The organism is Streptomyces sp. NPDC088915 (assembly GCF_044749825.1).
In the GTDB taxonomy this organism is placed as follows: Bacteria; Actinomycetota; Actinomycetes; order Streptomycetales; family Streptomycetaceae; genus Streptomyces.
This window is the reverse complement of record NZ_JBIVIR010000018.1, coordinates 78,809-105,186: the sequence shown is the minus strand read 5'-3', so window position 1 is coordinate 105,186 and position 26,378 is coordinate 78,809. Positions and strand designations below refer to the sequence as shown.

Annotated in this window: 24 protein-coding genes, 2 tRNA genes and 1 pseudogene; 15 read left to right on the top strand and 12 right to left on the bottom strand. The window is 73.1% G+C overall.

Annotated elements, in window-relative coordinates; all coding sequences use genetic code 11:
- Positions 1-184: 184 nt before the first annotated feature.
- Entirely contained in the window at positions 185-1,534 is a 1,350-nt protein-coding gene (locus tag ACIP5O_RS29410; RefSeq protein WP_401298482.1) for an ABC1 kinase family protein, read from the bottom strand.
- Entirely contained in the window at positions 1,527-2,864 is a 1,338-nt protein-coding gene (locus ACIP5O_RS29405; protein WP_401298480.1) for a TOMM precursor leader peptide-binding protein, read from the bottom strand. The genes ACIP5O_RS29410 and ACIP5O_RS29405 overlap by 8 nt, the downstream gene beginning before the upstream one ends.
- A gap of 249 nt (positions 2,865-3,113) precedes the next feature.
- On the opposite strand from ACIP5O_RS29405, the gene ACIP5O_RS29400 reads away from it, so the two are divergent.
- From ACIP5O_RS29400 to ACIP5O_RS29385, 4 genes are all read left to right on the top strand, one after another.
- Entirely contained in the window at positions 3,114-3,743 is a 630-nt protein-coding gene (locus ACIP5O_RS29400) for a M48 family metallopeptidase (RefSeq protein ID WP_401298478.1), read from the top strand.
- 132 nt (positions 3,744-3,875) lie between these two features.
- Entirely contained in the window at positions 3,876-5,522 is a 1,647-nt protein-coding gene (locus ACIP5O_RS29395; protein WP_401298475.1) for a TerD family protein, read from the top strand.
- A gap of 14 nt (positions 5,523-5,536) precedes the next feature.
- Positions 5,537-6,217 (top strand): AIM24 family protein, encoded by a 681-nt coding sequence (locus tag ACIP5O_RS29390; RefSeq protein ID WP_366371735.1) that lies wholly within the window; start codon positions 5,537-5,539, stop codon positions 6,215-6,217.
- Between the two features lie 19 nt (positions 6,218-6,236).
- On the top strand, positions 6,237-6,992 hold the full coding sequence (locus ACIP5O_RS29385) for an AIM24 family protein (protein ID WP_401298471.1): 756 nt from the start codon (positions 6,237-6,239) through the stop codon (positions 6,990-6,992).
- A gap of 69 nt (positions 6,993-7,061) precedes the next feature.
- Here ACIP5O_RS29385 and ACIP5O_RS29380 read toward each other — a convergent pair whose 3' ends face one another.
- Positions 7,062-7,583, bottom strand: a complete 522-nt coding sequence (locus ACIP5O_RS29380; protein ID WP_125658505.1) for an NUDIX hydrolase — start codon at positions 7,581-7,583, stop codon at positions 7,062-7,064.
- Positions 7,580-9,088 (bottom strand): zinc-dependent metalloprotease, encoded by a 1,509-nt coding sequence (locus ACIP5O_RS29375; RefSeq protein ID WP_401298468.1) that lies wholly within the window; start codon positions 9,086-9,088, stop codon positions 7,580-7,582. Before ACIP5O_RS29375 ends, ACIP5O_RS29380 begins: the two co-directional genes overlap by 4 nt.
- Before the next feature lie 214 nt (positions 9,089-9,302).
- On the opposite strand from ACIP5O_RS29375, the gene ACIP5O_RS29370 reads away from it, so the two are divergent.
- The 4 genes from ACIP5O_RS29370 to ACIP5O_RS29355 all read left to right on the top strand — a co-directional run bounded on the left by ACIP5O_RS29370 (position 9,303) and on the right by ACIP5O_RS29355 (position 12,543).
- A complete protein-coding gene (locus ACIP5O_RS29370) occupies positions 9,303-10,412 on the top strand; it encodes an SDR family oxidoreductase (protein ID WP_125658511.1) in 1,110 nt (369 codons plus the stop codon).
- 146 nt (positions 10,413-10,558) lie between these two features.
- Positions 10,559-11,020 (top strand): molybdenum cofactor biosynthesis protein MoaE, encoded by a 462-nt coding sequence (locus ACIP5O_RS29365; RefSeq protein ID WP_401298465.1) that lies wholly within the window; start codon positions 10,559-10,561, stop codon positions 11,018-11,020.
- A 233-nt stretch (positions 11,021-11,253) separates the two neighbouring features.
- Entirely contained in the window at positions 11,254-11,388 is a 135-nt protein-coding gene (locus tag ACIP5O_RS29360; RefSeq protein ID WP_401298742.1) for a hypothetical protein, read from the top strand.
- Between the two features lie 66 nt (positions 11,389-11,454).
- The gene (locus ACIP5O_RS29355) at positions 11,455-12,543 is read left to right on the top strand and encodes a PDZ domain-containing protein (RefSeq protein ID WP_401298462.1); all 1,089 of its coding nucleotides are present in this window, start codon (positions 11,455-11,457) and stop codon (positions 12,541-12,543) included.
- Positions 12,544-12,612: 69 nt separating this feature from the next.
- Here ACIP5O_RS29355 and ACIP5O_RS29350 read toward each other — a convergent pair whose 3' ends face one another.
- Positions 12,613-13,164 carry a PPA1309 family protein gene (locus tag ACIP5O_RS29350; RefSeq protein WP_401298459.1) on the bottom strand — a complete coding sequence of 184 codons (552 nt, stop codon included), beginning with the start codon at positions 13,162-13,164 and terminating at the stop codon, positions 12,613-12,615.
- A 170-nt stretch (positions 13,165-13,334) separates the two neighbouring features.
- Here ACIP5O_RS29350 and ACIP5O_RS29345 point away from each other — a divergent pair, with 170 nt between their 5' ends.
- From ACIP5O_RS29345 to ACIP5O_RS29330, 4 genes are all read left to right on the top strand, one after another.
- On the top strand, positions 13,335-16,235 hold the full coding sequence (locus ACIP5O_RS29345; RefSeq protein ID WP_401298457.1) for a UPF0182 family protein: 2,901 nt from the start codon (positions 13,335-13,337) through the stop codon (positions 16,233-16,235).
- 45 nt (positions 16,236-16,280) lie between these two features.
- A tRNA-Met gene (locus tag ACIP5O_RS29340) sits at positions 16,281-16,354 on the top strand.
- A 206-nt stretch (positions 16,355-16,560) separates the two neighbouring features.
- Positions 16,561-18,519 (top strand): tetratricopeptide repeat protein, encoded by a 1,959-nt coding sequence (locus tag ACIP5O_RS29335; RefSeq protein WP_401298454.1) that lies wholly within the window; start codon positions 16,561-16,563, stop codon positions 18,517-18,519.
- Between the two features lie 93 nt (positions 18,520-18,612).
- Positions 18,613-18,686, top strand: a tRNA-Met gene (locus ACIP5O_RS29330).
- Positions 18,687-18,806: 120 nt separating this feature from the next.
- Here ACIP5O_RS29330 and ACIP5O_RS29325 read toward each other — a convergent pair.
- Positions 18,807-19,226 carry a Fur family transcriptional regulator gene (locus ACIP5O_RS29325; RefSeq protein ID WP_401298451.1) on the bottom strand — a complete coding sequence of 140 codons (420 nt, stop codon included), beginning with the start codon at positions 19,224-19,226 and terminating at the stop codon, positions 18,807-18,809.
- Positions 19,227-19,367: 141 nt separating this feature from the next.
- On the opposite strand from ACIP5O_RS29325, the pseudogene ACIP5O_RS29320 reads away from it, so the two are divergent.
- Positions 19,368-19,717, top strand: a pseudogene (locus ACIP5O_RS29320) (catalase); the annotation flags it as partial.
- A gap of 193 nt (positions 19,718-19,910) precedes the next feature.
- Here the strand turns inward: ACIP5O_RS29320 and ACIP5O_RS29315 are convergent.
- Together ACIP5O_RS29315 and hisN are read right to left on the bottom strand one after the other, a co-directional pair.
- Positions 19,911-20,306: a CBS domain-containing protein gene (locus tag ACIP5O_RS29315; protein ID WP_356542527.1), complete on the bottom strand. Its 396-nt coding sequence runs from the start codon at positions 20,304-20,306 to the stop codon at positions 19,911-19,913.
- Positions 20,307-20,463: 157 nt separating this feature from the next.
- The gene (hisN, locus tag ACIP5O_RS29310; protein WP_356542529.1) at positions 20,464-21,276 is read right to left on the bottom strand and encodes a histidinol-phosphatase; all 813 of its coding nucleotides are present in this window, start codon (positions 21,274-21,276) and stop codon (positions 20,464-20,466) included.
- Positions 21,277-21,431: 155 nt separating this feature from the next.
- Between hisN and ACIP5O_RS29305 the strand changes: the two genes are divergently transcribed.
- A complete protein-coding gene (locus ACIP5O_RS29305; RefSeq protein WP_401298448.1) occupies positions 21,432-22,094 on the top strand; it encodes a TetR/AcrR family transcriptional regulator in 663 nt (220 codons plus the stop codon).
- Here the strand turns inward: ACIP5O_RS29305 and ACIP5O_RS29300 are convergent.
- The 4 genes from ACIP5O_RS29300 to ACIP5O_RS29285 form a co-directional block, all read right to left on the bottom strand.
- Complete coding sequence (locus ACIP5O_RS29300) at positions 21,986-22,309, bottom strand: DMT family transporter (protein ID WP_401298445.1); 324 nt, start codon at positions 22,307-22,309, stop codon at positions 21,986-21,988. The genes ACIP5O_RS29305 and ACIP5O_RS29300 overlap by 109 nt on opposite strands.
- A 139-nt stretch (positions 22,310-22,448) precedes the next feature.
- Positions 22,449-23,462: a ribosome small subunit-dependent GTPase A gene (rsgA, locus tag ACIP5O_RS29295; protein ID WP_365541243.1), complete on the bottom strand. Its 1,014-nt coding sequence runs from the start codon at positions 23,460-23,462 to the stop codon at positions 22,449-22,451.
- Between the two features lie 3 nt (positions 23,463-23,465).
- Positions 23,466-24,797, bottom strand: a complete 1,332-nt coding sequence (gene aroA / locus ACIP5O_RS29290) for a 3-phosphoshikimate 1-carboxyvinyltransferase (RefSeq protein ID WP_401298441.1) — start codon at positions 24,795-24,797, stop codon at positions 23,466-23,468.
- 20 nt (positions 24,798-24,817) lie between these two features.
- Positions 24,818-25,504, bottom strand: a complete 687-nt coding sequence (locus ACIP5O_RS29285) for a M50 family metallopeptidase (protein ID WP_401298438.1) — start codon at positions 25,502-25,504, stop codon at positions 24,818-24,820.
- 50 nt (positions 25,505-25,554) lie between these two features.
- On the opposite strand from ACIP5O_RS29285, the gene ACIP5O_RS29280 reads away from it, so the two are divergent.
- Complete coding sequence (locus ACIP5O_RS29280; RefSeq protein WP_401298435.1) at positions 25,555-26,370, top strand: SOS response-associated peptidase; 816 nt, start codon at positions 25,555-25,557, stop codon at positions 26,368-26,370.
- Positions 26,371-26,378: the final 8 nt, after the last annotated feature.

Sequence of the window (26,378 nt, the reverse complement as noted above, 5' to 3'; positions counted from 1 at the left end):
GCGGATCATGGCCGGGGCCGCGACGCCTGGCACGGTACCTCGCCGCGTTGCCGAAACGTCCCGATAGCTCCGCTATCGAGCCGCTCCGGCGCCTTGCGATGCTTCCCCTAGGCCCTTGAGGGCCTGGGGAGACCCCATGCACCAGACGCCGCGGCCTACCCGACCCTGATCCGCCGGACAGGCCCTAGTCGGCTTCCGGCTGCGCGAAGCCCGGGAGCCACGCGTCCAGTTCGTCGCGCAGGCGGACCGCCGCGTTCAGCTGGCACAGCACGCCGATGGTGCTCAGCGTCACCCGGTGTATCAGCAGGTACGAGGGCGGCAGGTTCAACTGCTTGCCCAACTGGTGCGCGGGGGAGCGGGGATCGGCGATGCGGGCAGCCTGGGCGCGCATCCAGGAGCGGGTGAAGAGGAAGGACTCCGCCTCGGCCGGTTCGATGATCGGCAGCAGGTACTCCAGGACCGCGTCCGGGTCGAGCGAGACGGTCTCCTTGACGAAGCCCTCCGCGCGCAGCAGGTCGTAGACCGCCTCGGCGTCGCCGGCGAGCGTCATCCGCAGACAGGTGCCGATCGTCTCGGGCAGCCCGCCCGGCAGCCGGTCCACGGTGCCGAAGTCAAGGACGCCGAGCCGCCAGCCCTCCGGCCCCTCGTCCTCCCCGGACCCGGGCAGCAGCCGGAAGTTCCCCGGGTGCGGATCGGCGTGCAGCAGGCCGGTGCGCGCCGGGCCGGAGAAGAGGAAGCGGGCGAGGAGCTGGCCCGCCCGGTCCCGCTGCTCCCGGGTGCCGTCCGCGATCACCTCCGCGAGCGGAAGACCCTCCATCCACTCGGTCACCAGGACCTGTTCCGACTGGTGCACCACCGCCGGGACCACCACGTCGGGGTCGTCCGCGAACTCCTCCGCGTGCTTCCGCTGGGCCGTCGCCTCCAGGCCGTAGTCCAGCTCCTCGGAGACCCGGTCCCGCATCTCGGTGATCAGCGGCTTGATGTCCATGCCCGGGACCAGCGGGCCGAGCAGCCGGGCGAAGCGGCTCAACTGCGTCAGGTCCGAGAGCAGCGCCTCCCCGGCGCCCGGGTACTGCACCTTGACCGCGACCTCGCGCCCGTCGTACCACACGGCCCGGTGCACCTGCCCGATCGAGGCCGCGGCCGCCGGCTTGTCCTCGAACTCCAGGAACAGCTCCCGCCAGTCGGCGCCGAGACGCTCCTCCAGGACCGTGTGCACCGTCCGGGTCGGCATCGGCGGCGCCGCGTCCTGAAGCTTCGTCAGGGCCGCCCGGTAGGGCCCGGCGACCTCCTCCGGCAGGGCCGACTCGAAGACGGAGAGGGCCTGCCCGAACTTCATGGCACCGCCCTTCAACTCGCCCAATACTTTGAAGAGTTGGTCGGCCGTGCGCTGCTGGAGCTCGCGGGCGACGATCTCCGCGGACCTGCCGCCGATCCGCTTGCCCAGGCCCCAGGTGGCCCGGCCCGCGAAGCCCAGGGGCAACGCGGCCAGCTTGGCGGTCCGGGTGACCGCCTTCCGGGGAAGATCAGACATGCGCCCCTCCAAAACCCAGACTGTCGTGCCGCGCGGGCCGTTTCCCCGCCATTGTGTCGTGCGCGTCCTCCGCTGCCGAGGCGCGCTCCCCCTTCCCCCGGGGTGCCGCCCCGCAGGGGCAGGCCGGATGGGGTCTCAGCCGCTCCGCCCGCCACTCCAGGAACGGCAGGGACGCCTCCCAGCGGGTGCCCGTGCTCGCCGGCAGGTCCCCGTCCAGGAAGGCGAGGGCGTGCGCGGCGGCCAGGCCCGCCACCGCGGTGGCCAGCGCCAGGTCGCAGGCCGGCAGCGGGTGCGGGGCGCCGGAGCGCCACTGGGCGAGCAGCCGGGGCCGGACCGGCTCCCGGTCCGTCCGCTCCTCCTGGAGGCAGCGGGCGCAGGCCGTGCCGCCCGGCAGCACGAGCGGGCCGACCGTCCCCGTGGCCTCGACGACCCCTGCGTACAGGTGGGGGGTGCCGGTGGAGATCCACCGCTCGGCCGGGAGCGGATCGGGGACGTACGCGCCGAGGCCGTCCCGGGGCGTCACCACCACGAGTGAAAGCCCGGCCCCGCCGCTCCCTTCACCCGCGCCGCCGCTTCCTCCGCGCGGCCCGCCGCCCGTGCCGCCCGTTCCGGTGCCGCCTCCGCCCGGTCCGCTGCCGCCCCCGCCAGGTCCGGTGCCGCCTCCGCCTGGCCCGCGACCGCCCGCTCCCGGCCCGCTGCCGCCCCCGGAGCGCCGGGTCCCGCGCTGCCCGCCCCGTGACCAGTGGCCGACCAGGCGTCGGGCGGCCGTCGCCCGGCGCTCGCCGACGGCCTCGTCCGGCAGGCCGCCCGGCGCCGTCTCCCAGGGCTCGACCCGGCCCGAGTCCAGCACCTCGACCCGGCCCACGCCCGCCGCGGCGAGCAGGGCCGCCACCGTCGCCCCCACCCGCCCCGCGCCCCGGACCTGGACGCGCAGGGCCCGGCGGGCCGCCAGGACCCCCGCCGCCCCCTCCGGCGCGGGATGGACCACGGACAGGGAGGCCAGGTCGGCCCGGAGCGGATCGAGGGCCGCGCCCGCCGCCCCGGCGGCCGGCCCCGCCCTTCCGGGCCGTCCCGTCGCGGCGTCCGTGAGGAGACCGGCCGACTCCAGGCGGCCGAGGAGCGCCTCCAGGCGTCCGTCCGGCAGGCCGAGCGCCCGCGCCTCGGCCCGCAGCAGCTCGACCCCGCGCGTCCCGTCGAGCAGCCCGAGCACCGCCTCCGTCTCCGGACCGACCGGATCGAGCACCACGGCGTGGGCCGGGGCGACCCCGAACTGGACGCACCGCAGACTCCGCCAGGCCCGCCGCAGCGCCGGTTTCACCATCGGATGCATTTCCCGCCCCCGTCCGTCCGCACGCCGTGATCGCCGACCAGTGATCGGTGATCCGCACACCGTGATCCGCACACCATGATCCGCATTCATGATCGACAACGGTTTTTCCGTCGTCCGTGAGTGAGAATGCCCCGTCGCTCCGGCCGCTGCCGAAAGTTGTCCACAGGCCCGGGGATTAGTCATTCAAATGGGGCGCGGTGCGGCCGGACCGTTCCCGAAACCGCCCCGGCGGCGGGTAACGTCGGGGCCGTGCCCGCCGATCCACGACGCAGCGTGACCAGCAAGCCGCCCCGCGACACGGGGACGAGCGCGGTCGAGGTCCGCAGGAGCGCGCGGCGGAGCAGGACCGTCTCGGCCTACCGCGAGGGCGACCGGACCATCGTGCTCATCCCCGCCCGCATGTCGGAGGCGGAGGAGCGGCGCTGGGTCGGCGTCATGCTGGACAAGCTCGCCGCCAAGGAGAGCCGGAGCGTCCTCGGCGACCGCGAGCTCACCGAGCGGGCGCGCCGCCTGTCCGACCAGTACTTCGACGGCCGGGCCCGCCCCGGCTCGGTCCGCTGGGTGACCAACCAGAACACCCGCTGGGGCTCCTGCACCCCCTCCGAGGGCAGCATCCGCCTCTCCCACCGGCTCCAGGGCATGCCCGAGTACGTCGTCGACTACGTCCTCCTGCACGAGCTGGCCCATCTGCTCGTCCCCGGCCACGGTCCCCGGTTCTGGCGGCTCCTGGAGGTCTACCCCCGCACCGAGCGGGCCCGGGGCTACCTGGAGGGGGTGGCCGCCGCCGAGCGCCTCCCGAACCTTCCGGGCCGCCAGGACGGCCCGGACGACCAGGATCACCCGGATCACCCGGACGGCCCGGACGCTCGCGAGGAGTGACGGCGCCCCCGCACGGCGGTACGCGGATTTCCCGATTCCGTACCGAAAACCGCCTGGCCTGTCTCAATGTCGCACACAGCGGTTAGCCTGGCGCGAGCATTCGCCATTCGGGATGGGGGACGGTCGTTACGCATGGCCAGGGAATTCCAACGCGGCCACAAGGCCAAGATCAGTGATCTGACCGCGGGGACCGATCTGTACGTGGGCGTGCAGATCGCGGCGCCCGGACTGACTTTCGACATCAGCTGCTTCGGTCTCGACGCCGACGAGAGGCTCTCGGACGACCGTTACTTCGTCTTCTTCAACCAGCCGAAGTCGCCCGAGGAGTCCGTCCAGCTCCTCGGCGCCCAGGCCGGCGACACCGAGTCCTTCCGCGTCACCCTGGACCGCGTCCCCGCGCACATCCACAAGCTGTCCTTCACCGCCACGGTCGACGGCGCCGGCCAGATGTCCCAGATCGGCCCCGGCCACCTGCGGATCGTGGCGGGCGGCGAGGAGGTCGCCCGGTACGCGTTCACCGGAGCGGAGTTCTCCACCGAGCGCGCGGTGATGCTCGGCGACTTCTACCTCAAGGACGTCTGGCGGTTCGCCGCCGTCGGCCAGGGCTTCGACGGAGGCCTGGAGGCGCTCCTGCGGAACTTCGGCGGCGAGGTCGCCGAGGAGGAGCCCGCCGCCCCGCAGCAGCAGGCCGCCCCGGGCTTCGCCCCGCCGCCCCAGGCGACGGCGCCCCCGGCCTTCGGCGCCCCGGCACCGGCCCCCGCGCCCGCGTTCGGCGCCCCGGCGGCCCCGCCCGCCCCGGCCCCCGCGCCCGCCCCGCCGGCGCCGCCGGTCCACACGGCGCCCACGATGGTCGCGCCCCTGGCCCCGGCTCCCGTGCCCCCGCCCGCTCCGGCCCCCGCCCCGTACGGGCAGACGCCGCCCCCGTACGGCCAGGTCCCCGGGCAGCCCCCGGGCCAGTACCCCGGTCACGGCCAGCCGCCGCAGACCCCGCCCCACGGCCACCAGCAGCCGTACGGCCAGCAGCCCCCCTACGGGCAGACCCCGCCCCCGTACGGCCAGCAGCCGCCCGCGTACGGGCAGCAGCACGCGGGCGTGCCCCAGGGCGTCCCCGCCGCCGGCGCGGGCCTCGCCGCCGCGCTCGCGCCGTACAAGGAGACCGCCACCGGCTCCCGCTGGACCCCGCAGAACCAGCAGCTCATGCGGGTCGACCTCGGCATGGGCGGCACGCCCGTCCTGGCCCGGCAGGGCTCCATGGTCATGTACCAGGGCAAGGTCGACTTCGGCTACAAGGGCGCGGGCTTCGCCGGCCGGATCGTCGGCAACGCCACCGGCCAGGAGATGCAGCTCATGCGCTGCACCGGCCGCGGCCAGGTCTTCCTCGCCGAGGAGGGCGCACAGTTGCACCCGATCGAGCTCCAGGGCGACGGCATCTGCGTCTCCGCCGAGAACGTCCTCGCGTTCGACGAGACCCTCCAGTACGAGGTCCGCCGCATCGAGGGCCACGGCATCCCCGGCGGCGCCCTGTTCGCCATGCAGTTCCAGGGCAGCGGCACGGTCGTCGTGAAGACCCGCGGCATCCCCGTGGTCCTCCCCGTCACGCCCACGACCTTCGCCGACTGCAACGCCGTCGTCGCCTGGTCGTCGGCCTCCCAGGTCGTCCTCTCCAGCCAGGTGCGCCTGCGCCGCAACGCCTACCCGGGCCACAGCGGAGAGACCGTGAACCTGCAGTTCCGGGGCGCCCCCGGCAACTTCATCGTCGTCCAGCCCTACGAGGTCTGAGGGAGCCCGAAGTCATGAACCAGCAACTCGCGGGCTACGCCCCGACCCCCGTCGCGGCCCGGATGGAGAACCACGGCAGCGCCATGCTCAAGGTCGCCATGGCGAGCGGCCAGGACCTCTACGCCCGGTCGGGCTCGATGGTCGCCTACGAGGGCTTCATCACCTACGAGCCCAACCCGCCCGCCGTCCGCCAGTACGCCCAGCAGTGGGTCACCGGTGAAGGCGCGCCGATCATGAAGTGCTCCGGCGACGGACTGCTCTACCTCGCGGACTACGGCGCCGACGTCGTCGTGATCAACCTGAACAACGACTCCCTGTCGGTCAACGGCACCAACCTCCTCGCCTTCGACGCGCACCTCCAGTGGGGCGTCGAGCGGGTCAAGGGCCTCGCCAAGTTCGCCGGCCAGGGCCTGTTCAACGTGACGATCGCCGGCACCGGCTGGGTCGCGCTCACCTCGCGCGGCACCCCGATCGTCGTCGACTGCGGCCGCGGCGAGGACGAGACGTACGTCGACCCCGACGCGCTCGTCGCCTGGTCGCCCGCGCTCAAGGTCAAGGGCAAGCGCAGCTTCAAGGCCTCCTCCCTCATCGGACGGGGCAGCGGCGAGGCCTACCAGATGGCCTTCTCGGGCCAGGGCATCGTCGTCGTACAGCCGAGCGAGGACAGCACCGACCGCCTGCGGGTCCGGGGCTGAGGGGGAGCGAGAACACACCATGCAGAGCCCGCTTTTCAACCACGCCGAACAGCAGAGCCAGGAGCGGTACGTCATCCAGAACCCGCAGCTCCTGCGGGTCAGCCTGACCGGGCAGGACGACGTCCTCGCCCGCAAGGGCGCCATGGTCGCCTACCAGGGGCTCATCGACTTCGACGGCGAGTACCAGACCGCGAACCAGCGCCGGGCCCGCGCCCGCACCGGTGAGGGCCTCGACCTGATGCGCTGCTCCGGGCAGGGCACGGTCTACTTCGCCAACCTCGCCCAGTACGTCCACGTCGTGGAGGTCGAGCAGGAGGGCCTCACCGTCGACAGCGCCTACGTCCTGGCGCTCGACTCGACCCTCCACACCGAGGTCATCGCCGTCGACAGCCAGTACGGCATCTCCGGCTCCGGCAAGTACCAGCTCAACATCTCCGGCCGCGGCAAGGTCGCCCTGATGACCTCGGGGCAGCCGCTGATGATGCAGGTCACGCCCGACAAGTACGTCAGCGTCGACGCGGACGCGATCGTCGCCTGGTCCACCGGTCTGCGGGTCCAGATGCAGGCACAGACGCACAACTCCAGCATCCGCCGCCGGCGCGGCGACACCGGCGAGGGCTGGGAGCTCAGCTTCCTCGGGCAGGGCTTCGCCCTCGTCCAGCCCAGCGAGGTCATGCCCCCGCAGCACGCGGCCATCGGCCAGGGCATCGCCGCCCAGTACGGCGCCGGACAGCACGGGGCCCACGGCCAGAACCAGAACAACGCCTGGAACTAGCCGGGGGCACGGAGGGGGTACGGAGAAGGGGGCGGGCGCCGGTCGGGCGCCCGCCCCCTTCCCGCGTCCTCACAGCCGCGCCAGCGTGCCCTCCAGGAGGCGGACCACCGAGGTGTCCGCCACGCCCGCCACGTCCTCGTAAGCGAACCAGCGCAGGTCGAGCGACTCCTCGCTGATCCGCTCCACCGCCTCCGCCGGCGCCAGGGCCGCGTACTGCACGTCCAGGTGCCAGTGGCAGGGCGCCGGGATCGGATGCCGGTCGAGCCGCACCGGGCCGCCCGGCAGCAGGACGAGCCCCGGGATCCCGGACTCCTCCGTCGCCTCCCGCAGCGCGGCGGCCTCGACCGTCGCGTCGCCCGGTTCGCAGTGGCCGCCCATCTGCAGCCACATGCCCAGCTTCTTGTGCAGGGTCAGCAGCACCCTGCCCCGCGCGGGGTCGACCACCAGCGCGCTGGACGTCAGGTGCCCGGCCGAGCAGGGCTTGTACATGCCGTCCGGGTGCGCGTCCAGGTGGTCCAGATAGACCTGCCGCAGCTCTTCCTGGCCCCCGTACTCCTTCAGTACGAGGACCGCGTCGTCGTGCAGGGTCACTCCTTGCCGTCCCCGCCGCCGGTCCCGTCCCGGCCGTCGTCCTCCGGGGAGTCACCCTTCGGGGAGTCACCCTCCGGGGAGTCACTCTTCGGGGCGTCGCCCTTCGCGGCCTCGCCGAGCATCTTGTCCAGCTCGGAGAAGTCGAGGTGCTCGCGGTGCACGAAGCCGTCCGGGTCGTCCAGGTCGGTCGCCGTCGGCAGCATGTCCGGGTGCTCCCACAGGCCGTCCCGGCCGTCGACCCCGCGCGCATCGGTGAGCGAGGCCCACAGGCGCGCCGCGTCCCGCAGCCGCCGCGGACGCAGCTCCAGACCGATCAGGGTCGCGAAGGTCTGCTCGGCGGGACCGCCCGACGCCCGGCGCCGGCGCAGCGTCTCGCGCAGCGCGTCCGCCGAGGTCAGACGGGTCTTGGCGGCCTCGTGGACCACCGCGTCCACCCAGCCCTCGACCAGCGCGAGCGCCGTCTCCAGACGGGCCAGGGCCGCCTTCTGCTCCGGGGTGTCCTCCGGCTGGAACATGCCCTGCTGGAGCGCCTCCTGAAGCTGCTCGGGGTGCGTCGGGTCGAGCTGGCCCACCGCCTCCTCCAGCTTCGAGGTGTCGACCTTGATCCCGCGCGCGTACCCCTCGACCGCGCCGAACAGGTGCGCCCGCAGCCACGGCACGTGCGCGAAGAGGCGCTGGTGGGCCGCCTCGCGCAGGGCCAGGTAGAGCCGCACCTCGTCCGAGGGCACGCCCAGGTCCTTGCCGAAGGCCTCGATGTTCAGCGGCAGCAGCGCGGCGCGCCCGGCCGGGCCCAGCGGCAGGCCGACGTCGGTCGAGCCGACGACCTCACCGGCGAGCGCGCCCACGGCCTGCCCGATCTGCTGGCCGAACATGGCGCCGCCCATGGAGCGCATCATGCCGATCAGCGGGCCCGCCATGGCCTGCATCTCCTCCGGCAGGACGTCGCCCATCGCCGTGCCGACCCGCTCGGCGACCGGGTCCACGAGCTGCTGCCACGCCGGCAGCGTCGCCTCGACCCACTCCGCGCGGCTCCACGCCACGGCGACGTTCGCGCCCGAGGGCAGCGAGGTCGCCTGGTCCAGCCACAGGTCGGCCAGGCGCAGCGCCTCCTGGACCGCGGACTTCTCGGCCGGGCCCACGCTGGTGTCCTTGGTGCCGTCGGGCGTGCCCTGGGCGACCACCTGGCGCGCGATCTGCTTGGCCATGTCCCAGTTGACGGGACCGCCCTCGTAGCTCAGCATCTGCCCGAGCTGCTGGAAGGCCGCGCCCAGGTCGTTGGGGTTCAGCGAGCCGAACATCGCCGCGAACGGATTGTCCGCGCCGCCGGGACCGCCCGGCCCGCCCATGCCCGGCAGTGCGCCGAAACCGAACGGGTTCGCCCCGAACGGGTTGCCGCCCTGGCCACCGGACCCCTGGCCACCTCCGGCGGGGTCCTTCTTCTTGCCCTCGTCGCCGTCCTCCGGCTCCTCCGGCGGAAGGCCGAATCCGAATGGGGTGTCACTCACAGGTTTCCTCGGCTCGTAGGGCCGCCGGCCTCCTGCCGACGGCGACTGCCCGACCAGAGCCTGCCCGCGACAGGCTCCGCACACCACCAGCGTAGACATCCGGGCCGGAAACGGGCTCGGTGCTCCGCCGGGGCGTGCCCTGCGGCAGGATGGACGCCACCTGGTCCGTACGTCGTGCGGCGTACGTACTGAAGACAACCGCTGGAGACGCCCGGTGAGTTCCCCAGATCCACAGGTTCGCGGAGCGCGAAACCACTCGACCCGGTCCACCGCGCGTGGCCCCGTCGTCGCGGTCACCGGCGCCGCTTCCGGCGTCGGCGACCTGCTGACCAGGCGCCTCGCCGCCTCCGAGGAGGTCAAGCGGGTCGTCGCCATCGACGAGCGCCGCGGCGAGGTCCCCGAGGCGCAGTGGCACGTCCTCGACGTGCGCGACCCGGCCATCGCCGAGAAGCTGCGCGGCGCCGACGTCGTCGTGCACCTCGCCGTCGACCTCGACCTGGAGACCGACCCTGCGGCCCGGACGGCCTACAACGTGCGCGGCACGCAGACCGTCCTGACCGCCGCCGCGGCCGCCGGCGTCCACCGGGTGGTGCTCTGCACCTCCGCGATGGTCTACGGCGCCCTGCCCGACAACGACGTCCCGCTCTCCGAGGACGCCGAGCTGAAGGCCACGGCGGAGGCCACCGGCGTCGGCGACCTGCTGGAGATCGAGCGCCTGGGCCGCCGGGCGCCCCGCGCGCACCCCGGCCTCCACGTCACCGTGGTCCGCCCGGCCGTCCTCGTCGGCGGCACGGACACGGCGCTGACCCGCTACTTCGAGTCGCCCCGGCTGCTCGTCGTCGCCGGCTCCCGGCCCACCTGGCAGTTCTGCCACGTCGAGGACCTGGTGAGCGCCCTGGAGTACGCGGCCCTGGGGAAGGTCGACGGGGAGTTCGCGGTCGGCTGCGAGGGCTGGCTGGAGCAGGAGGAGGTCGAGGAGCTCTCCGGGATCCGGCGCATGGAGCTGCCCTCCGCCGTCGCCCTCGGCACGGCGGCCCGCCTCCACCGGATCGGCCTCACCCCGTCCCCGGCGGGCGACCTCGCGTACACCATGCACCCCTGGGTGGTGAGCGTCGGGCGCCTGCACGACGCCGGCTGGCGGCCGAAGTGGACGAACGAGGAGGTCCTCGCCGCGCTCCTGGAGGAGGTCGAGGGCCGTCACACGGTCGCCGGGCGCCGCCTGGGCCGCAAGGACGCGACGGCGGCCGGCGCGGCCGGCGCGACGGTGGCGCTGCTCGGCACGGCGGCGCTCGTCCGGCAGATGCGGAAGCGGCGCGGGATCTGACCCGGCCCGGGAGGCGGCCCTCCGGCGGGTCGGCCCCATCCGGAAGGCGGCCTTCCGGCCGACTGTAGGACCCTCCTACGGAGGGTCCGGAGCGCCGGTCGAAACCGCTATTCCGGGTTGTCGGCGGCGTACGGCACGATGGGCTCATGGCACTGACGTCTGACCACCCCGGCGAGCGGGCCGCGGCCGACCCCATCAAGCTCCTCGCGATCCGGGAGACCCCGCTCTCCGTCGACGAGGTCTTCCGGGCGGTCGGGGACGACGCCTCCGGCGGCACGACCCTCTTCGTCGGCACCGTGCGCAACCACGACGGCGGCGCGGACGTCGACGCGCTCGGCTACTCCTGCCACCCCACCGCCGGGGCGGAGCTGCGCCGCGTCGCCGAGAAGGTCGTCGCGAACCACCCGGTCCGCGCCCTGGCCGCCGTCCACCGCGTGGGCGACCTGAAGGTCGGCGACATCGCGGTCGTCGTGGCCGTCTCCTGCCCCCACCGCGCGGAGGCCTTCGAGGCCTGCCGCAGGCTGATCGACGACCTCAAGCACGAAGTACCCATTTGGAAGCACCAGACCTTCTCGGACGGGACCGAGGAATGGGTGGGTGCCTGCTAGGGAGGACCGGGAGGCAAGGCGACGCGCCGACACGGCGTAGCCGAACGCCCGATTTGCGTAACCGACCCCCGCGCGCGAGCGTTGACGGCAGGGATGAAACAGTCTGCTGATCAACTCACTGGGGATGGGAGGTCGGAATGGCAGCGCTGGCCTGGTTGCTGATTCCGCTTTTCGCAGTCGTCGGCGCGGCGATATGGGGAAGCTGGGCTTCGAGGAACAAGACGATAGGCGACGTGGCCGAACTCGCCGGCTACGCCCGTTTCCGGGACGCGATGGAACGCGCCCACCCCACGCTCGCCGAATCCGTCCACCAGGAGCGCGAACCGGCCGCGGCGGCCACCGCCGTCACCCCGTCCTCCTCCGGCTGACGCGGGCCGCCTCGTACGGACCCGCCCCGGGGGTGCGCCCACAGGCGAGTCCCGTACTGTCGTTCCATGCCACGCCGCACCGCGACGATGCTCGCCTCCACCCTGGTCCTGATCTGCCTGCTCATCGCCGGCGTTCTGATCCCGGTGCCGTACGCGGAGATGAGTCCCGGACCGACGGTCAACACCCTCGGTGAGGCCAGGGGGGAGCCCGTCCTCCAGATCTCCGGGCGCAAGACCTACCCGACCGACGGCCACCTCAACATGACGACGGTCCGCGTCACCAGCGCGGACTACCGGATGAATGCCGTCGAGGCCGTCTACGGCTGGCTCGCCCACGACAACGTGGTGGTGCCGCACGACACGCTCTACCCGGACGGCAAGACCGAGGAGCAGTCGAGCCAGGAGAACGCCGAGGAGTTCACCCAGTCCCAGGAGAGCGCCAAGGTGGCGGCGCTCGGGGAGCTGGGCGTCCCGGTGGTCTCCCGGGTCGTCGTCGGCACGGTGGTCAAGGGCGCCCCGGCCGAGGGCAAGCTGCACGCCGGGGACGTCATCAAGGCCGTCGACGGCGTGCCGATCACCGAGCAGAGCGGCGTCGCCGCCCAGGTGACGAAGCGGAAGCCCGGTCAGAAGGTCGAGTTCACGATCGTCCCCGCCAAGGAGGCGGCCGCCGCCGAGAAGGCCGGCAAGGAGCCGACCGCCACGCGGAAGGTGGTCATCACGACCACCACCTCCGAGGAGGGCGACCGGGCCGTCGTCGGCATCCAGGCCGGCACCGACCACGTCTTCCCGTTCACGATCGACATCAAGCTGGCCGACGTCGGCGGTCCCAGCGCCGGACTGATGTTCGCGCTCGGCATCGTCGACAAGCTCACCCCGGACAGTCTCACGGGCGGCCGGTTCGTCGCCGGCACCGGCACCATCGACGACAAGGGCGAGGTCGGCCCGATCGGCGGCATCGAGATGAAGCTGGTCGGCGCGCGCAACGCGGGCGCCGAGTACTTCCTCACCCCGGCCGACAACTGCGCCGCGGCCGCCTCGGACACCCCCGACGGGCTCACCCTCGTCAAGGTGGACACCATCGACGACGCCACCAAGTCCCTGGAGAAGCTCCGCAAGGGCGACACGGCGTCCCTGCCGCACTGCGCGAAGGACTGAGAGCACGCGGAAGAAGGGAGGAGGGCGCCCCGGCAAGGGCGCCCTCCTCTTCTGCGTACGTAGGGGCCTTCAGCCCTCGAAGGTGGCCGCGAGCGCCTCGGCGAGCCCCGGCACCAGGTCCGGGCCGGTCAGGACCTCGGTCGGCGAGTCCTTCTCGCGCAGCCGGATCGCCGCCTCGCGGGCCCCGCCCCGCAGCACCGCCACGGTCATCCGGACCTCCTGGCGGTCGGGGTGCCCGGCCACCCACTTGGCGAGCTGCTTCTCGCTCAGCCCCTGCGGCACCTGGGCCTCCGCCGACGGGGGCAGCATGAGCCGCTCCACCGTCATGGCGCAGCCGGCGACGGTGTCGGGCCAGGCGACCGTGCCGAGGAACTCGTCGAGCGGTTTCCCGCGCGGCAGCTTGTCCTGCTCGATCGGGGTGTAGGAGGCGGCGTCGTCGCCCAGGCCGAGCTGGGAGGCGAGCTTGGGTTCCCGGGCGCGCAGCCGAGCGGTGTCGACCAGGGCGAACAGGCGGGCGGGCTGGTCCCAGCCGAGGCCCGACGCGTACTCGTCGATCTCGAGCACCGCGCGGGTGAGGGGGCTCGCGGCCATCGCCGGGCCGGAGGGGGAAACGTTGGACATGACCAATATCCTGCCTCCTCTTCCCCCGAAGCCGGGAACTAGGTAAAGCCTCGGTAAGTTGCATCAGTGGGCCCTACGATCGCGGGGCCTGCTGTCGGACCCACCAGCAGCATCGACACGCATCGACACCGAGACGCATCAACACCGAGGGGCGTACGTTGGCTTTCCAGATGCCGGACCGCGGCGGAGGCCCGTCAGGGCCAAGGATGAGAGTCGGCCGGCCGTCCCGGCGGGCCCGTACCCTGCTCATGACACTCGGGGTGCTGGCCGTCCTGGCCATGGCGTTCGTGATGTTCGCCGGGTTCTGGACGGACTGGCTCTGGTACCGCTCGGTCCACTACTCGTCCGTGTTCACCACCACCCTGTGGACCAAGATCGGCCTCTTCGCGGTCTTCGGCCTCCTGATGGGGCTCGCCGTCGGCCTCAACATCTGGCTGGCGTACCGGCTGCGGCCGCCGCTCAGCGCGATGTCGCTGGAGCAGCAGAGCCTCGACCGGTACCGGATGGGCCTCGCCCCCTTCAAGAAGTGGGTGCTGCTCGCGGTCACGGTCCTGGTGGCCCTGATCGCCGGCGCCTCCGCCTCCGGCCAGTGGCGCACCTGGCTGATGTGGGTCAACGGCGTGAAGTTCGGCCAGAAGGACCCGCAGTTCGGGCTCGACGTGTCGTTCTACGCCTTCGACCTGCCCTGGTACCGCTTCCTCCTCGCGTTCGGCTTCGCCGCCGCCGTCCTGTCGCTGATCGCCGCCGCGCTCACGCACTACCTGTACGGCGGGCTGCGGATCACCAGCCCGGGCGCCCGCGCCACCGCCGCGGCCACGGGCCACCTCTCGGTGCTGCTCGGCGTCTTCGTGTCGCTGAAGGCCGTGGCGTACTGGCTCGACCGGTACGGCCTGGCCGTGAAGTCGAGCGACTTCAAGGCCACCGGCAACTGGACGGGCCTGCGGTACGTCGACGCCAACGCCTACCTGCCGGCGAAGACCATCCTCTTCTGCATCGCCGCGATCTGCGCCGTGCTGTTCTTCGCGACGCTCTGGCGCCGCACCTGGCAGCTCCCGGTGATCGGCTTCGGCCTGATGGTGCTCTCCGCGGTCCTGATCGGCGGCCTGTACCCGGCCATCGTGCAGAAGTTCCAGGTCCAGCCGAACGAGCAGGCCAAGGAAGCGCCGTACATCCAGAAGAACATCGACGCGACCCGCAAGGCGTACGCGATCGACGGGACGAAGCCCGAGAACTACTCGGGCAAGTCGACGGTCAAGGACAAGGACAGGCTGCGGACGGACGCCAACACGGCGGCCAGTTACCGGCTCCTCGACCCGAACATCGTCTCGCCCACGTTCCAGCAGCTGGAGCAGAAGCGGAAGTACTACCAGTTCCCGACCACCCTGGACGTGGACCGCTACCAGGGCAAGGACACCGTCATCGGTCTCCGCGAGCTCAACATCCGGGGCATCCCGAAGCGGAACTGGATCAACGACCACTTCACCTACACCCACGGCTACGGCGCGATCATGGCCGCGGGCACGCAGACGGACGCCAACGGCTCCCCGGTCTTCACCGAGGCCGGACTGCCGACCACCGGTCAGCTCCCGACGTACGAGCAGCGGATCTACTACGGCGAGAAGACCGACCAGTACTCGATCGTGGGCGGCCCCCAGCGGGAGCTGGACTACGAGGAGAACGGCGAGAAGACCACCAGCTACAAGGAGAAGAGCGGCGTCAGCCTCTCCAGCACCTTCAACCGCGCCGCGTACGCGGTGGCCTTCAGCGAGCCGCAGATCCTCTACTCGGGGGCCATCGGCGACGGCTCGCGGATCCTCTACAACCGCACGCCCAAGCAGCGCGTCGAGGCGGTCGCGCCCTGGCTGACCATCGACGGCGACGCCTACCCGGCGGTCGTCGGCGGCCGGATCCAGTGGATCGTCGACGCGTACACGACGACCAACGGCTACCCGTACGCCTCGCGCACCACGCTCGGCGACACCACGGCCGACTCGCTGACCGTCGGCAACCAGCAGCGCACGGTCGTCGCCCAGCAGAACCAGGTCAACTACATCCGCAACTCGGTGAAGGCCACCGTCGACGCCTACGACGGCACGGTGAAGCTCTACCAGTGGGACGCCGAGGACCCGGTCCTCAAGACCTGGATGAAGGCCTTCCCGGACACGGTCGAGCCGAAGTCCGAGATCAAGGGCGACCTCCTGGAGCACCTGCGCTACCCGCAGGACATGTTCAAGGTCCAGCGCGAGCTGCTGACCCGCTACCACGTCACCAACCCGGCGCAGTTCTACAGCGGCTCGGACGCCTGGCAGGTGCCGGACGACCCGACCAACAAGGAGGGCAACGCGGTCCCGCCGTACTACCTGAGCATGAAGATGCCCGGGGACACGGCGCAGCGCTTCTCGCTGACGACGACGTTCACGCCGAACGGGCGGCCCAACCTGGGCGGCTTCATGGCGGTCGACGCCGACGCCACCAGCAAGGAGTACGGCCGGCTGAGACTGCTGCGGGTCACCCAGGACGTGCCGGGCCCGGCCCAGGTGCAGAGCAAGCTGAACGGTCTGCCGTCCGTGGCCCAGTTCGTCCGGGACATGAGGGGCGCCGACTCCGACATCCAGTACGGCAACCTGCTGACCGTGCCGCTCGACGGCGGGTTCCTGTACGTGGAGCCGGTGTACGCCCAGGGGCGGAACGCGCTCTACCCGCTCCTGAAGAAGGTCGCGGTCTCGTACGTGGACGCGGACCAGCCCGCGGGTGACACGACCAAGGACACCACGGTGTTCGAGGACAACCTCACCCAGGCGCTCAACGCGGTCTTCGGGGTGGAGGCGCCGACGCAGCCGACGCCGGAGCAGCCGAACCCGGACCAGCCGGGCACCACGCCGCCGGTGTCGAACGACGCCGCCCTGAAGCAGGCGATCGCCGACGCCCAGAAGGCGTACGACGCGGGCGAGGCCGCCCTGCAGAAGGGCGACTGGACCGCGTACGGCAAGGCGCAGGAGGACCTGCAGGCGGCCCTCCAGAAGGCCGCCGACGCCGGGGCGAAGCTCAAGTCCCCGGGAGCAGGGGGCTGACCTGAGGTTTTCCACCTCCGCGTCGTGATACTGTTACGTCACCGACGCGGGGTGGAGCAGCTCGGTAGCTCGCTGGGCTCATAACCCAGAGGTCGCAGGTTCAAATCCTGTCCCCGCTACTCTGTGGCAAACGAGGGCCCGGATCCATAAGGATCCGGGCCCTCGTCGTGTGTCGGCGTGCCAGGGGGTACCGAAGAGCGGTAGGGAAGGGGCGAGTTGGCGTGAGTCGTGTTTGACTTGTCTCTCTGTGGGCATGTCGACAAAACGCTGAGTGACCTCACTGGCTGCGGTTTACAGGTGTGCTCGGGTGGCGGGTGGTGCGACGATGGTATTTATGGGGGACAGGGCAACTCTGTTGGAGACAGGGCGGTTTGTGCAGCGGCATGCGAGGAATGCCGCGGACGAGATCATCGAGGCGGCGGGGGCCGCCGACCCGGTCCTCGGCACCACCGCCGTGGCCGATGCCGACGCCGAGAACGAGACCGAGACCGAGGCCCGGCACCGCCGTGCCGCCGAGCACGGCGACCTCGCCTCGATGAGCGCCCTCGGTGCCATGCTGCTGCGCCGCGGCGACCTCGACGGCGCCGAACCCTACCTGCGCGCCGCCACCGCCGAGGGGGACCGGGCCGCCGCCAACAACCTGGGCGTCCTGCTGCACCAGCGCGGCTACGCCGACGAGGCCGCCGGCTGGTGGCGGGTCGCCGCCGTCGCCGGCTCCGCCCCCGCCGCCCACGCGCTCGGCCGCCACCACCGCGAGCGCGGCGACGAGCCCGCCGCCGAGTACTGGCTGCGCCAGGCCGCCGAGCAGGGCCACGCCCTCGGCGCGTACGCCCTCGCCGACCTCCTGGAGCACCGGGGCGACGTCGGCGCCGAGCGCTGGCTGCGCGCCGCCGCCGAGCAGGGGCACCGCGAGGCCGCCTACCGGCTCGCCATGGCCCTGGAGCGGCGCGCCACCGAGACGCCCCGCGGCCCGCACGCCACCGGCACCCGGCTCCCGGTCCCCGGCGCCGCCAGGAGCGCCGCGGGGGCGACCCCCGGCGCCGCGCCGGACGGTCCGGCCGCCGAGCCCGTGGGCGAACTCGCCGAGGCCGAGCAGTGGTTCCGGCAGGCCGCCGCGCGCGGCCACCGGCGGGCCGCGCTCCACCTCGGCGCCCTCCTGGAGCAGCGCGGCGAGCTGAAGGAGGCCGGCCGCTGGTACCTCAGCTCCGCCAAGGAGGGCGAGGCCAGGGCCGCCTGCGCGCTCGGCTTCCTGCTCCGCGACGCGGGCGACGAGGAGAGCGCCGCCGTGTGGTGGCTGCGGGCCGCCCAGGACGGCGACGGCAACGCCGCCAACGCCCTGGGAGCCCTGCACGCGGCCCGGGGCGAGCAGCAGACCGCCGAGCGCTGGTACCGGGCCGCCACGGACGCCGGCGACGTCAACGGCGCCTACAACCTCGGGCTGCTCTGCGCCGCCCAGGACCGCATCCCGCAGGCCGAGCAGTGGTACCGGCGGGCCGCCTACGCGGGCCACCGCGAGGCCGCCAACGCGCTGGCCGTACTGCTCCTCCAGGCCGGCGACGCGAACGGCGCCGAGCCGTGGTTCTCCAAGGCCGCCGAGGCCGGCAGCGTGGACGCCGCCTTCAACCTGGGCATCCTGCACGCGGGCCGCGACGACGACCGCACGGCCCTCGTCTGGTACGAGCGGGCCGCCGCCGCCGGGCACACGGAGGCCGCCCTCCAGGTCGGCATCGCCGCCCTGCGCGACGGCGACGAGCTGACCGCCGAGCGGCACCTGCGGTGCGCGGCGGGCGGCGGCAGCGCCGAGGCCGCCTTCCGGCTCGCCTCGGTGCTCGACGCGCGCCGCCCCGAGCCCGGCCCCGCCGTGCTCGGCGCCTCCCGCGAGGAGAAGAGCGAGTGCGAGGAGTGGTACGAGCGGGCCGCCCGGCAGGGCCACCGGCGCGCCCAGGTGCGGGTCGGGATGCTCGCCGCCGCGCGCGGCGACCTGGCGGAGGCCGACCGCTGGTACCGCGAGGCCGCCGAGGCGGGCAGCCGCAACGGCGCCTTCAACCTGGGCCTGCTCCTCGCCCGCGAGGGCAGCGAGCGCGAGGCCTCCCTCTGGTGGACCCGGGCCGCCCGGGCCGGCCACGGCCGCGCCGCGCTCCGGCTCGCGCTGCTCGCGGCGCGCCGGGGCGAGCTCACCGAGGGGCGCCGCTGGTGCGCCCGCGCGGTGGAGCTGGGTCCGGCGGAGGTCGCCGAGCGGGCCGCGCGGCTGAGCGAGGCGCTGCACCAGGAGCTCACGGCGTGACGGCCGGCTCGCGGCGTGACGGCCGGGCCGGAGGTGGCGGACGTTAACGGATTTGCGCTGGTGACGGAGGACCCGTAAGGTTGGGTTCACCGACGCGGGGTGGAGCAGCTCGGTAGCTCGCTGGGCTCATAACCCAGAGGTCGCAGGTTCAAATCCTGTCCCCGCTACTCAGTAGCAAACGAAGGCCCGGATCCGATGCACTCGGATCCGGGCCTTCGTCGTATCGACACACGAGAGAAGGCCCCCGCCGGAGCGGGGGCTCGGGGCGGGGGCCTTCTCCGTCCGTCTCAGGCCGTCGTGGCGCAGCTCGGGCAGACGCCCCGGTACGTGACCTCGACCTCGGAGATCGTGAAGCCGAAGCGCTCGCTGTCCGGCAGGTCCGCCAGCGGGTCGCCGCCCGGGTGCACGTCGCGGATCGCGCCGCACCGGCCGCAGACCAGGTGCTGGTGCGGGCGGTGGGCGTTCGGGTCGTACCGCTTGGCGCGCCCGTCGGTGGCCACCTCGATGACCTCGCCGAGGGTGACCATCTCGCCCAGCGTGTTGTAGACGGTCGCGCGCGAGATCTCCGGCAGCCGCGTCACGGCACGCGCGTGGACCTCGTCGGCGGTCAGGTGGACGTGGTCCCCGTCGAGGACTTCGGCCACGACGCGCCGCTGCGCGGTCATGCGCCAGCCATGTCCGCGCAGTCGTTCCAACAGGTCGCTCATGAGGGCCAGCCTAACAGTCGGTGACAAGATCGCGAACGAGTGTGACTTTGGATATGAGATTGATTTGGACTTTGTCCAATGCGGGATCGAGCTCGGCACTGGCGCGGTCCATGAGGGGTGGGCCGGAGACAGGACACAGGTATGACGCAGGAGGCGCATGTGACGCGGGGACCGCTCACCACGGAGGCCGGGGCTCCGGTCGCCGACAACCGGAACGGCGAGACCGCGGGCGTCGGCGGACCGGTCCTCGTCCGGGACCGGCTCCTCCTGGAGAAGCTCGCCCACTTCAACCGCGAGCGCGTCCCGGCGGGGGTCCCCCCACGCCTTCAAGACAGTGGGGGAGCGTGGTCCACGCGCGCGGGGCGGGCGCCTACGGCACCTTCACCGCGACCCGGGACGTCTCGCGGTGGACGCGCGCCGCGTTCCTCTCCGAGGTCGGCAAGGGGACCGAGACCTTCCTGCGCTTCTCCACCGTCGCGGGCGGCCTCGGCGACCACGCCGCCCCGCTCCGCGCCGAGGACGACGACTTCCGCAGCGCGGACGGAGAGTGGCGCGGACGGAGACTTCGGCAAGCGGCTGGAGACCGCGGTCCAGGCCCTGCGCGGCTGACGGCGGCCCGCCGAGGGGAAGAGGGCCGGCCCCACCCGTATCCGTACGGGAAGGGGCCGGCCCCCTCGCACGTGCTCAGGCGGCGGCGCCGGCGCTGTGCACCGGGATCCAGCAGCGCACGATGTCGCGCACGGAGACGATCCCGACCGGCCCGTGGTCGTCGAGGACGACCAGGTGGCGGAAGCCGCCGCGGGTCATGGCCTCGGCCGCCTCCGCGAGCGTCCAGGTGGGCGCGGCGAAGACGACGTCCCGGGTGGTGTGGGCGTCGGCGGTCTCGTGGTCGGGGTTCCGGTCGGCGCCGACGGCGTCGAGGATGTCGCGCTCGGTGAGGATGCCGATGCCGCCGGAATCCCCGTCCTGGACGACGGCGGCGCCGACGCGGCGCGCCGACATCAGGCGCGCCGCCTGGCGGAGGGTGTGGGCCGGGCCGATGGTGAGGGTCACGGGACTCATGGCGTCGCGGACGAGCATGGAAGGGACCACCTCCGGTTCGAGAACTTTTTCACAAGTTCACAAGTGGGGGAGTCTCAGAGTGGCACCGGGGGAGGAGGCCGACAAGGGGGCGCGCGAGGTGCTTCCCGGGAGCGCCGGGGGCGTCCGGAAGCGCCGGGCCCTTCCTGAGGGGCGGTCAGCCCTCCTCGGGCGCCCGCTGGTTCAGGTACGCGAGCAGCTCGCCGTGGAGCAGTCCGTTGGAGGCCGCCGCGTTCCCGCTGTGCGGCCCGTGCCGCCCGTCCAGGCCCGTGTACGTGCCGCCGGCCTCCTGGACCACGATCGACACCGCCGCCATGTCCCACAGCGACAGCTCCGGCTCCGCGCAGATGTCCACGGAGCCCTCCGCGACCATCATGTACGGCCAGAAGTCGCCGTACGCCCGCGTCCGCCAGCACGCGCGCGTGAGGTCCAGGAAGCCGTCGAGCCGGCCCCGCTCCTCCCAGCCGCTCAGCGAGGAGTACGCGAACGAGGCGTCCGCCAGGGAGGCGACCTTCGAGACCCCGATCCGGGTCGCCGAGGCCAGGCTGCGGCCCGTGTACGCCCCCAGGCCCTTCGCCGCCCACCAGCGGCGGCCGAGCGCCGGGGCCGACACCACGCCCACCACCGGCTGGAACCCGGTCTCCCCGGCCTCCATCAGCGCGATCAGGGTCGCCCAGACCGGCACCCCGCGCACGTAGTTCTTCGTCCCGTCGATCGGGTCGATCACCCAGCGGCGCGGGCCCGAGCCCTCCACGCCGTACTCCTCGCCCAGGATCGCGTCGCGCGGCCTGGCGCGCTGGAGCTGACCGCGGATCAGCTCCTCCGCCGCCTTGTCGGCCTCGCTCACCGGGGTCATGTCCGGCTTCGTCTCGACCTTGAGGTCGAGCGCCTGGAAGCGGTCCGTGGTGGCCGCGTCGGCGGCGTCGGCGAGGACGTGGGCGAGGCGCAGGTCATCGTGGTAATCGGCCATGGTCGGCACTCTATCCCCGGGTGATCGCGGCCGGCGGAACCGTCCACGGACCCCCGGCTCCTTGACAGGGCGCGCACGCCTGTCGACGCTGTGTACGGGTCCGGACGCGGAGCGTGCCGGGCCCCGCACCGAACCGTACGGCCCGGGAGGCGCCCATGCCGACTGCCCGCGAGGCCCTGCTCGACGCGGCGCTCGCCGCGCTCACGCACCGGCCGTGGTCCGCCGTGCGGATGGCCGACCTCGCCACGGCCGCCCGGGTCTCCCGGCAGACCCTCTACAACGAGTTCGGCAGCAAGGACGGGCTCGCCCGCGCGCTCGTGCGCAGGGAGGCCGACACCTACCTCCAGGGCGTCCGGAAGCTGCTCGCCGCCCCCGGTCCGCCCGGCCGGACCCTCGCCGCCCTCGCCGAGTGGATCGTGGTCCGGGCCGCCGCCCGGCCGGTCCTGCGGGCCCTGCTCACCGGCGCCTGGGACGCGCGGCTCCCGGCGCCCCGGCCGGCCAGACCGGGCGCCCGGCCCGCGGCCGTCCCCGCCCAGCGCCGCGCCGACGCCGGGCCGCCCGCGCCGGGGGAGCTGGTGGCGGCCGTCGTGGCCTGCGCGGACGAGCGGTGGGCGGCCGGCTGCGAACTCGCCGTCAGGATCGCCCTCAGTCACGTCGTCGCGCCCCCGGTGCCGTACGGAACGGCCGCGGGGGCGCGGAGGGCGGAGGGTCAGCGTGCGGAGCCGGAGAGCTGGAGCCCGATGACGCCCACGATCACCAGGGTGATCGAGACGATCTTGAGCGTGGAGACCACGTCCCCCAGGAAGACCATGCCGTAGATCGCGGTCCCCGCCGCGCCGATCCCCGTCCACACCGCGTACGCCGGACCCACGTCGAGCTTCCGCAGCGCCAGCGTGAGGAGCCCGAAGCTGCCCAGGGCGAAGGAGGCGAAGGCGATCGTCGGCCACAGGCGCGTGAAGCCGTGCGAGAGCTTGAGGCAGACCGCGAAGCCCGTTTCCAGGAACCCGGCCACCACCACCAGCAGCCACGCCATCGTCAGTGCCTCCCACGCCGTCGGTGACTGCTTCGTCGCACTTGGTGCGATTATGCACTTACCTGTACCGAACGGGCGCAAACGCGAACGGCCCAGCCGCCTCGCGTCTCAGTCCCCTCACGTCTCAGCCCCCCGCGTCTCAGTCCCCCTCGCGTCGCTCCCTGGTCGCCAGGAGCCGCCGCAGTGAGACGAGCCGCGCCGGATCGGCGTGCCCCTCCGCCACGTACGCGTCGAGGGCACAGTCCGGCTCGTCGTGGCTGCACGCGCGCGGGCAGTTCTCCGTGCCCGGCACGAGGTCGGGGAAGGCGAGGATCACCCGGGACGGGTCGACGTGGTGCAGGCCGAAGGAGCGCACGCCCGGGGTGTCGATCACCCAGCCGCCCTCCTCGTCGTCCAGCGGCAGGGCGAGCGCCGAGGTCGTGGTGTGCCGGCCGCGGCCCGTGACCGCGTTCACCACGCCGGTGGTGCGCCGCCGCTCCGGCGGCACCAGGGCGTTGACGAGGGTCGTCTTGCCGACCCCGGAGTGCCCCACGAACGCGGTGGTCCGGCCCTTGAGGTGTTCGTGGACCCGCTCGGCGGCGGCCCCGTCGACGAACTCGTCCCGGGTGGTCACCACGTGCGGCACGCCCAGCGCCCCGTACATCTCCAGGAGCGCGTCCGGCGACGCCAGGTCCGACTTGGTGAGCACGAGGAGCGGGGAGAGGCCGCCGTCGTACGCGGCGACCAGGCAGCGGTCGATCAGCCGGGGCCGCGGCTCGGGGTCGGCGAGCGCGGTGACGATCGCCAGCTGGTCGGCGTTGGCGACGACCACCCGCTCGTACGGGTCGTCGTCGTCGGCCGTGCGGCGGAGCACCGAGGAGCGCTCCCCGATCCGCACGATCCGGGCGAGGGTGTCCCTCTCGCCGGACAGGTCGCCCACCAGCGACACCCGGTCGCCGACCACGGCGGCCTTGCGGCCCAGCTCGCGCGCCTTCATCGCCGTCACGGGCCGGTCGCCGACCAGACAGGTCAGCCGGCCCCGGTCGACGGTGAGGACCATGCCCTCGACGGCGTCCTCGTGCTTCGGCCGGATGCTGGTCCGGGGGCGGGTCCCCTTGCGGTTGGGCCGCTGGCGGATGTCGTCCTCGTCGGTGTTCTTGCCGTAGCGCCGCATCGCTCAGACCCCGAGCATTTCGGTCCACATCGTCGGGAAGTCGGGCAAGGTCTTGGCGGTCGTCGCCACGTCCTCGATCTCCACGCCCTCGACCGCCAGGCCGATGACCGCGCCCGCCGTCGCCATCCGGTGGTCGTGGTACGTGCGGAAGACGCCGCCGTGCAGCGGGCGCGGTCGGATGTGCAGACCGTCCTCGGTCTCCGTCACGTCCCCGCCCAGCTCGTTGATCTCCTTGGTGAGCGCCGCGAGCCGGTCCGTCTCGTGCAGCCGCAGGTGGGCGACCCCGCGCAGGGTGGACGGGGAGTCGGCGAGGGCCGCGACCGCCGCGATGCCCGGGGTCAGCTCGCCGACCTCGCCGAGGTCCACGTCGATGCCGTGGATCCGGCCCGTGCCGGTGAAGGTCAGGCCCCTGTCCGTCAGCTCGCAGGAACCACCCATCTCGGTGAAGATCTCCCGCAGCGCGTCACCGGGCTGGGTGGTCCGCGCGGGCCAGTCCCGGACCGTGACCCGGCCGCCGGTCACCAGCGCGGCCGCCAGGAACGGCTGCGCGTTCGACAGGTCCGGCTCCACGACCAGGTCGCGGCCGCGCAGCGCGGAGGACGCCACCCGCCACACGTCCGGCTCGCCGCCGTGCTCCGGCTCGTCCACCCGGGCGCCGACCGCGCGCAGCATGTCGACCGTCATCCGGATGTGCGGCATCGAGGGCAGCCGCGACCCCACGTGCCGCACCTCCACGCCCTGGTTGAAGCGGGGCGCGGAGAGCAGCAGGGCGCTGACGAACTGGGAGGACGAGGAGGCGTCGATCTCGACCGTGCCGCCGTCCAGGCCCCCCGTGCCGTGCACGGTCATCGGCAGCGCGCCCCGGCCGCCGTCCTCGATCCGGGCGCCCAGCGCGCGCAGCGCGTCGATCACGCCGTGCAGCGGACGCTCGTGGGAGCGGGGGTCGCCGTCGAAGCGCACCGGGCCGTCCGCGAGCGCCGCGACCGGCGGCAGGAAGCGCATGACCGTGCCCGCGTTGCCGACGTCGACGGCCGCGGGGCCGCGCAGCGGCGCGGGGATGATCCGCCAGGCCTCGCCGGACCCGTCCGGGCCCACGCCCTCCTCGATCCCCACACCGAGCGTACGGAGCGCCTCGGCCATCAGGAGGGTGTCCCGGGAGCGCAGCGGGCGGCGGAGCCAGCCGGGCTCGGCGGCGAGCGCGGCGAGCACCAGGGCGCGGTTCGTGACCGACTTCGACCCGGGCACGGTGACGGTCGCGTCGACGGCGCCACGCGCGTACGGAGCGGGCCAGAGGTCGGTGGACGGGTCGGTGTGCGGGGAAGCTGCTGCGGTCATGTCCTCACTGTACGGGGGTGTCAGAAGCGCAGGAGCCAGCGCCCGCCGCCGATCAGGCAGCAGATCGACACCGTGTGGAAGAAGACCAGCCACACCCCGGCGGGCACGTGGGTGAGGTGCGCGAGCTGGTCCGCGTCCGAGTCCGGGGTGCCGCCCCGGCGCCGCTTCGCCTGGAGTTCGAAGGCCGGCCGGACACCGCCCAGAAGGAGGAACCAGACCGCCGCGCAGGCGAAGGTCCCCTGCACGTCGGGCCCGGTGAACAGGGAGACGAGGAGGAAGGCGGCGCCCGTCAACAGGACGGTGAGGACCCCGTACGCGTTGCGGACCATCACCAGGAGCGCGAGGAGCAGCGCGGTCGCCGCCCACAGCAGCAGCGTGGTCCGGTGGGTGCCGAGCAGGGCCGCGCCGCCGAGCCCGAGCAGCGGCGCCGCCGGGTAGCCGGCGGCCAGGGTGAGGACTATTCCGAGGCCGGTCGGGCGGCCCCGGGACACGGTCAGGCCGCTGGTGTCCGAGTGCAGCCGGATCGCTTCGAGGCGGCGGCCGGTGGCCAGGGCCACGACGCCGTGCCCGCCCTCGTGGGCGATGGTGATCGCGTTGCGGGCCGGCAGCCAGAGCCGCCGGAACAGCACCAGGGAGAGCGCGCACCCGGCGGTGAACCAGACGATCCACTCGTCCGGGGCGGGCTGGGTGCCGAGGACGTCGTTCATTCGGCTGAAGGCTCCTCGGTCGCGGGCGGGATCGTGGCAGTGTGGCACGTATGTGCGGACGCTTTGCATCGAGTCGACGGCCCGAGGACCTGGTGGAGACCTTCGGGGTGGAGCGGTGGGACCCGGAGGAGACCCTGGAGCCCGACTGGAACGTGGCCCCCACCAAACGGGTCTGGGCCGTTCTGGAGCGTCCTTTGAAGGACGCGGATTCCAAGGAGCCGGTTCGCCAGCTGCGCACCCTGAAGTGGGGACTCGTCCCCTCCTGGTCGAAGAACCCGGACGGCGCCGCCCGGATGATCAACGCGCGGGCCGAGACCCTCCACGAGAAGCCCTCCTTCAAGCGGGCCTTCGCCTCCCGCCGCTGCGTCATTCCCGCCGACGGCTACTACGAATGGGTGACCGGGACGGCGGAGCGGGACCTGGAGGTCGAGGGGAAGAAGAAGCGGCCGCGGAAGCAGCCGTACTTCGTGACCCCGGCGGACGGCTCGGTCTTCGCGATGGCGGGCCTGTACGAGTTCTGGCGCGACCGGACCCTCCCCGACGACCACCCCTCCTCCTGGTGGGTGACCTGCTCGGTGATCACCACGGAGGCGGAGACCGGGCCGCTGGGCGTGGCCCCGGCCGAGGGGCCCCGCTCGCTCGCCGAGATCCACCCCCGGATGCCGCTGATGCTGACGGAGGACCGCTGGGACGCCTGGCTCACCCCGGAGAACACCGACCCCGACGAGCTGCGCGGGCTGCTCGCCCCGCCGCCGGAGGGCCTGATGCGGGCCTACCCGGTGCCGACGGCCGTCAGCAACGTCCGCAACAACGGCCCCGAACTCCTGACGGAGCTGGAGGGCCCGGAGGAGGGCACGCTCTTCTGAACCGCCGC